General features: G+C 64.0%; 6 protein-coding genes and 1 pseudogene. 1 reads left to right on the top strand and 6 read right to left on the bottom strand.

Annotated features, from left to right (window positions below; all coding sequences use genetic code 11):
- From EN925_RS20385 to EN925_RS20370, 4 genes and pseudogenes are all read right to left on the bottom strand, one after another.
- Positions 1-267: pseudogene (locus tag EN925_RS20385) on the bottom strand (efflux transporter periplasmic adaptor subunit); the annotation flags it as partial.
- A 155-nt stretch (positions 268-422) separates the two neighbouring features.
- Positions 423-1,031 carry a hypothetical protein gene (locus EN925_RS20380; protein WP_127369794.1) on the bottom strand — a complete coding sequence of 203 codons (609 nt, stop codon included), beginning with the start codon at positions 1,029-1,031 and terminating at the stop codon, positions 423-425.
- Entirely contained in the window at positions 1,028-3,301 is a 2,274-nt protein-coding gene (locus EN925_RS20375; protein WP_127384600.1) for a xanthine dehydrogenase family protein molybdopterin-binding subunit, read from the bottom strand. Before EN925_RS20375 ends, EN925_RS20380 begins: the two co-directional genes overlap by 4 nt.
- Before the next feature lie 2 nt (positions 3,302-3,303).
- Entirely contained in the window at positions 3,304-3,765 is a 462-nt protein-coding gene (locus EN925_RS20370; protein ID WP_128336856.1) for a (2Fe-2S)-binding protein, read from the bottom strand.
- A 123-nt stretch (positions 3,766-3,888) separates the two neighbouring features.
- Between EN925_RS20370 and EN925_RS20365 the strand changes: the two genes are divergently transcribed.
- A complete protein-coding gene (locus tag EN925_RS20365; RefSeq protein WP_063173230.1) occupies positions 3,889-4,485 on the top strand; it encodes a TetR/AcrR family transcriptional regulator in 597 nt (198 codons plus the stop codon).
- A gap of 33 nt (positions 4,486-4,518) precedes the next feature.
- On the opposite strand, the gene EN925_RS20360 is transcribed toward EN925_RS20365, so the two are convergent.
- The gene (locus tag EN925_RS20360; protein WP_013529189.1) at positions 4,519-5,649 is read right to left on the bottom strand and encodes a patatin-like phospholipase family protein; all 1,131 of its coding nucleotides are present in this window, start codon (positions 5,647-5,649) and stop codon (positions 4,519-4,521) included.
- Positions 5,650-5,698: 49 nt separating this feature from the next.
- Positions 5,699-5,800 (bottom strand): SDR family oxidoreductase (locus EN925_RS20355; RefSeq protein WP_128336854.1); only part of this gene is annotated, 102 nt, incomplete at its 5' end.

Here is a 5,800-nt window from a genome sequence, read left to right as displayed (position 1 = left end):
TTCGGTCAGCCCGGAAATGCGGATGGCGCGTGCATAGGTCTTGCGTGGCGGCGTCACCACCGCAACGGTGCGCAGCGGTGCCTTCGGCTCGGCTTCAGCCGTCTTCGGCTTGGCCGCGTCCGGCGCCTTGGCCTGTTCGGCTTCGGCTGCCTTGGCTTTGTTGGCGGCTACGCTGCCGACCGACGAAAACTCGCCTGTCGCCATCCACGCCGCGAAACCGATGAGCACAACAATGGCTGCAAGCTTGTGAAACCTGATTCTCGGCATCGTCGTTGTTTTCCACTGCGGGTTCGGCCAGCGTCCTCATAACGCGGGCGCGTCGCCGATATGGGTGCGCGCCAAGCCGTGTTCAATTTGCCGTGATCGGCGAAGCGCGCTTCTACATCAAAGTTGCACCGCAATATAGTCTGAAAGTTGCAAGATCATTGCCCCGGCGGACAAGATGCGCCCGCCGCGGCCCAGTCTTCGATCGCTTGATAGGTCGCTTCGGCAGAGCCCGGAGCCGGTTCACGATCCGGCCCCGGCGCCCAGCCCCAGGCGACCAATCTGTCGTCGCGAACATGCAGCGCGATGTCCTTCAAGCTGCGGTTGCCATTGCGCAGGGGATCCTTGATCTGGGCGCAGATTTCGGCCGAGGATTTGCCGAACCAGGCCATCTCGGCCGGCGCCAGATGCCAGTTCTCGGCCCCGGGTGGCCCGTGCAATGCCTTGGAATTGCTGGAGAAATGGCAAGTCGTGCAGCGCAGGCCCGGATTGCCGAAGCCCGACCCGTTAGCACCGCGCTGGACATTGAAGGCGTGAACGCGCGTACCGCGATAGTGCGCACCCGACCATCGCGGCCGGTCGTCCGCGACATGACAGTCGGCGCAGCGCGGATGCGAGAACACCGCATAGACCTTGTCCCATTCGGACAGGCCTTTCGCCGCGTCGACGGTCGCCGGCGCCGGCGTCTGGCTCTCTTGCGCAATCGCAAACGGCGCTGCGAGCACGAGCATGGCAGCAGGCGTCAGCATGATGAGGAGCTTCTTCATGCGAAGGCCACCGTTTTCGACAGCGGCAGCGTGCGGATGCGCTTTCCGGTGAGCGCGAAGATGGCGTTGGCGAGTGCTGGAGCCGCCGGCGGTGTGCCGATCTCGCCGACGCCGCCCATCTTGTGGAAATTTTCCAGGATGGCGACTTCGAAGACCGGGCACTGGAAGATCCGCATGGCATCGAAATCGTGGAAGTTCGACTGTTCGACCATGCCGTCGGCGAAGGTGATTTCCTGACCCATCGCTGCCGAAAGGCCGTAGATGGCGGCGGAAATCAACTGCGCCTCGATGATGCCGGGATCGAGCGCGGTGCCGACATCGGCGGCGATCCACACCTTCTCGATGCGGATGCCGGCCGGCGTGTCCGCCACCTGAACGATCTCGCCGACCCAACTGCCGAAGGACAGCGTGAAGGCCATGCCCTTGGCCTTGCCGGCGGGCAGCGCCTCGCCCCATTTCGCCATCGCGGCGACTTTCTCGACCACCTTCACCGCCGAGGGATAGGCGGCCATCAGTCTCTTGCGCATCTCGACCGGATCGATTTTTCCGGCGACCGCGATCTCGTCCATGAAGCCCTCATGGAAGAAGCCGTTGACCGAACTGCCGACCGAACGCCAGGAGCCGACAGGGATGGAGACCGGCGCCGCGATACCCCTGACCCGGTAATTCGGGATGGTGTAGGGCTGGTCATAGGCGCCGTCGACAATGGTCTTGTCGGGACCGAGCGGCGATACCGAGGGGAACAGCCGGCGCAGCGTACCGGCAATCACCGATGGCGAGGCCATCTTCATGTCGACCGCGATCGGCATGCCATCGTCACCGAGCCGCGCCTGGAACTTGCCTATTGCGGCCGGTCGATAGGCGTCGTGGCGCATGTCTTCTTCACGCGTCCAGGTCACCTTGATCGGGCGTCCGCCCGTCTCCTTCGCCATCAGCGCGGCACACAGCGCGTAGTCCATCTCGACGCGCCGGCCGAAACCGCCGCCCATGAAGGTGGTGTGCACATTGATCTTGTCCTGCTCGATGCCGACCGCGTTGGCGCAAAGCTGCCGCACCAGGGTCGGCGCCTGGTTGCCGCACCAGATGTCGAGCGCACCGTCCCTGAACTGTGCCGTGGCGTTCATCGGCTCCATCGTCGCATGCGCCAGATAGGGCACGGCATAGTCTGCCTCGATGATGCTTTCGCGCGGCGCGTCGGCAAAGGCGGTTTCGACATCGCCATTGTCGCGCATCACCGACCCCTTGGTGGCAAGCGCCTGCTTCAGCACATCTGAAATGGCGGCGCTGCTGAGCGGATATTCAGGATCGGACCACTGGGCGTCGATCGCCTCGGCCGCCTTGAATGCTGCCCATGTATTATTCGCGATGATACCGAAGCCATGGCCGTAATTCGTCTCGAGCGGCACGATCTTGATCACCCCAGGCATTTTCTCGGCTTTGGAGAGGTCCGCCTTGACCGGCTTCGACCAGAAGCGCGGGCTCATCTTGACCGTGCCGTAGACCATCTCCGGCAGCCGGACATCGATGCCGAAGATCGGCGCCCCGGTGAGCTTTGCCAGCATGTCGATGCGCTTCTGCGGCTTTCCCAGCAGCTTCCAGTCGGCCCGGTCCTTGAGCCTGACTTCGGCCGGCCGCGCCATCGCGGCGGCAGCCGCGGCGACCGCGCCGTAGGTCAGCGATTTGCCCGACGCCTTGTGCAGGATCGAACCGTCGGCCGTTTCCAGATCGGCCGCCGCGACACCCAGTTTTTGCGCTGCCGCTGCGACCAGCATCTGCCGGGCAGCGGCACCCGCTTGCCGCATCTTGTCAAAACCGTCGCGTGTCGAAGCCGAACCGCCGGTGCCCTGCAGGGCAAGGAATTTGCCGACCACACCGAGACCGGAACGCACCGCCTGCGCGGTCAGGCTTTCATCGAAGAAGGCGAACGGACCGCCCTCCTCGAGGATCGCGGCGTTGTAATAGGCATGGGATGCCGGTCCATGCTCGACCATGACCCGGTCGAGCCCGACGTCGAGTTCCTCTGCGACCATGGCCGCAAGCGTCGTCGAGATGCCTTGCCCCATCTCGGCGCGCGGCGCGACGATGGTGATGGTGTTGTCGGCGCCGATTTTCACATAAGGGTTGAACGTCGCCTCGCCCTTGCCAAGCTCGGCCTCGAGCGGGTTCGGGAACGGCTTGCGATAGTAGTAATAGCCGACGGCAACGCCGCCAGCGACAGCGGCAGCGCCAATCAGAAACGTGCGGCGGGCGATCTTTCCGACCCTGGCCATGGTCAGAGCCCCGCCGTCTTGAGCGCTGCGGCCTGTTTGATGGCCGAGCGGATTTTGGGATAGGTGCCGCAGCGGCAGAGATTGCCGCCCATGGCGTTGTCGATGTCGGCATCGCTTGGGTCGGCGACTTCATCGAGCAGCGCCACCGCGCTCATGATCTGGCCGGCCTGGCAGTAGCCGCATTGCGCGACCTGTTCCTCCAGCCATGCCTGCTGCACCGGATGCAGTCCGCCTGCCGTGCCGATGCCTTCAATAGTCGTGACAGCGCCGCTGACCTGCCCAACTGGGAGTGAGCAGGAACGCGCCGGCTGACCGTCGACATGCACGGTGCAGGCGCCGCACGCGGCGATGCCGCAGCCGAATTTTGGCCCTGTCTTGCCAATGAGATCGCGCAGTGCCCACAGCAGCGGCATGTCCGGATCGGCGTCGATATCGAATGACTGACCGTCGACGGTGAGGCGCATGGGGATACCCTTTGTTGTCGTCCACTGCCAAGGGCGAAGCGGCCTCCCGGCCGTTTCGCTCCGATACAGATTGACAAATTTCGTCATTTTGTCAATTAGGATTTTGCAGGATAGAATTGCTCGATGAACCAGATCGAAGACATCGCCACCGCCGATCCCAAACGCGCCCGTATTCTGGATGGCGCGATGAAGGTGTTTTTGGCCTATGGCTTCTCGCGCACCACCATGGACGACATCGCCCGTGCCGCCGACATGTCGCGCCCGGCGCTCTATCTCCTGTTCAAGAACAAGACCGACATTTTCCGCGCCATCGCCATGATGATCCTGTCGCGCTCGGTCGAGGCGGCAAGGTTTGCCCTATCCGGCGACGGCCCTTTCACCGAGCGCATGATGCGAGCCATCGATGAGGCCTTTATCTCGATGATGAGCGCGGTCGTTGCCTCGCCGCACGGCGCCGAATTGCTGGACATGAAATCGAGCCTTGGCGATCTGGTGGGCTGCTGGCGCGGCGGGCTTGGCCAACACATCGGCGCCGCGATAGAGGGCGAGGCAGCCAGGAACGGCGTCGATCTGGCGGCCAGGGGCCTGTCGGCGCAACTGCTTGCCGACATGCTGCTCGACGGGCTGGAAGGCATGAAGGCGCGGATCAGAGATCCGGAGGGGCAGCGGCAGGCAGCCGCTGCCCTGATCAGGGTGATCGACCTGACCTTGAAAGCATGATTGCGGACCAATCGATGCACATCGATTGGTCGCTCAGGCGCGCCGGCGCTCCGCCTCCGGGTTCTTGCGCGCCGCAAGAAATTCCTTGACCCGCCGGCCGGGTGCCGGACCGCGCACCGGCTTGTAGCCGTCATCCAGTTCGCCGGAGAGATCGAGCGTCGGTCGCTTGCCGACGGCGTCGTAATTCTCTTCCAGCCAGTCGCTGGCGGCGGTGCGGCCGAGATCTCTGAGGTAGGTCAGAAACGCCCATTCGGCGTTGACCTTCGAGGACGCCGACAGGTCCTTGAACGCCTCGTCGGCATCGATGCGGTGCATGCGGATGTCGCGGTACTCGCCATGTGGCAGACGGCCGGCGGCGATCAGCTCCTTGACGAAGGCAATCGAGCGGAATTCGCGCAGCAGCCCGGCGTTGAAGGTGATCTCGTCGATGCGGTTCTGGATCTCGTTGGCGCTTCTTGGTGTTCCCTCGCGCACCACCGGATTGATCTGCACCAGAAGCACGTCCTCGGTCGCAGCCGTCTTGAAGAACGGATAAAGCGCCGGATTGCCGCCATAGCCGCCATCCCAATAGGGCACGCCCTTGATCTCGACGGCGCGGAACAATTGCGGCAGGCAGGCCGAGGCCATCACCGTATCGAGGTCGATCTCCCCGTCGGAAAAGACGCGCAACTGTCCGGTCTCGACATTGGTCGCCGAGATGAACAGTTCCATCGACTTGCAGGCGCGGACGTTCTCGAAATCGATCTCCTGCTGCACCACGTCGCGCAGCGGATTGAGGCCGAGTGGGTTGGCGACATAGGGCGAGAACACCCGCGACATGGTATCGAAGAAGAGATAGCCGGGCGTGTTCTCGATCGACCAGTTGCCCCAGGCGACGTCCCACGGCATGCGCTGCACCGGGCTGAACCGCCCCTTGGCCGCCACCGCGCGCCAGAAATCGTCAAGTTTTTGCCGCGCGCCTTCGACTCCGCCGCGCACATATCCGTCGGCCAGCGCCACCGCGTTCATGGCTCCGGCGCTGGTGCCGGACACTGCTGATATCTCCAGCCGTCCGTCCTCCAGCAGCCGGTCGAGCACACCCCAGGAAAAGGCCCCGTGCGAGCCGCCGCCCTGAAGCGCTACGTTGATCTTCTTCGTCTCCTCCGCCTTGCCGTTCTTGGTCATGGCGTCGTCCTTGATCTGTCCCTTTGGGTGGATGAGAGAGTTTTGCGCCTCACGCGGCGGTCCAGCCGCCGTCGACCGAGAGATGCGTGCCGTTGACCTGCGCCGCCGCGTCCGAGCACAGGAACACCGCCGCTGCCGCGATCTGCTCCAC

It is taken from the genome of Mesorhizobium sp. M7A.F.Ca.US.006.04.2.1 (assembly GCF_004022915.1).
GTDB classification, from domain to species: Bacteria; Pseudomonadota; Alphaproteobacteria; order Rhizobiales; family Rhizobiaceae; genus Mesorhizobium; species Mesorhizobium ciceri.
Note: the sequence above shows the minus strand (reverse complement) of the source record. Positions and strands in the feature narration are given on the sequence as shown.

Bases quoted from the DNA above. Each gene is read 5' to 3' on its own strand.
- EN925_RS20380 (WP_127369794.1), bottom strand. From the start codon at position 1,031: ATGAAGAAGCTCCTCATCATGCTGACGCCTGCTGCCATGCTCGTGCTC.
- EN925_RS20375 (WP_127384600.1), bottom strand. From the start codon at position 3,301: ATGGCCAGGGTCGGAAAGATCGCCCGCCGCACGTTTCTGATTGGCGCT.
- EN925_RS20370 (WP_128336856.1), bottom strand. From the start codon at position 3,765: ATGCGCCTCACCGTCGACGGTCAGTCATTCGATATCGACGCCGATCCG.
- EN925_RS20365 (WP_063173230.1), top strand. From the start codon at position 3,889: ATGAACCAGATCGAAGACATCGCCACCGCCGATCCCAAACGCGCCCGT.
- EN925_RS20360 (WP_013529189.1), bottom strand. From the start codon at position 5,649: ATGACCAAGAACGGCAAGGCGGAGGAGACGAAGAAGATCAACGTAGCG.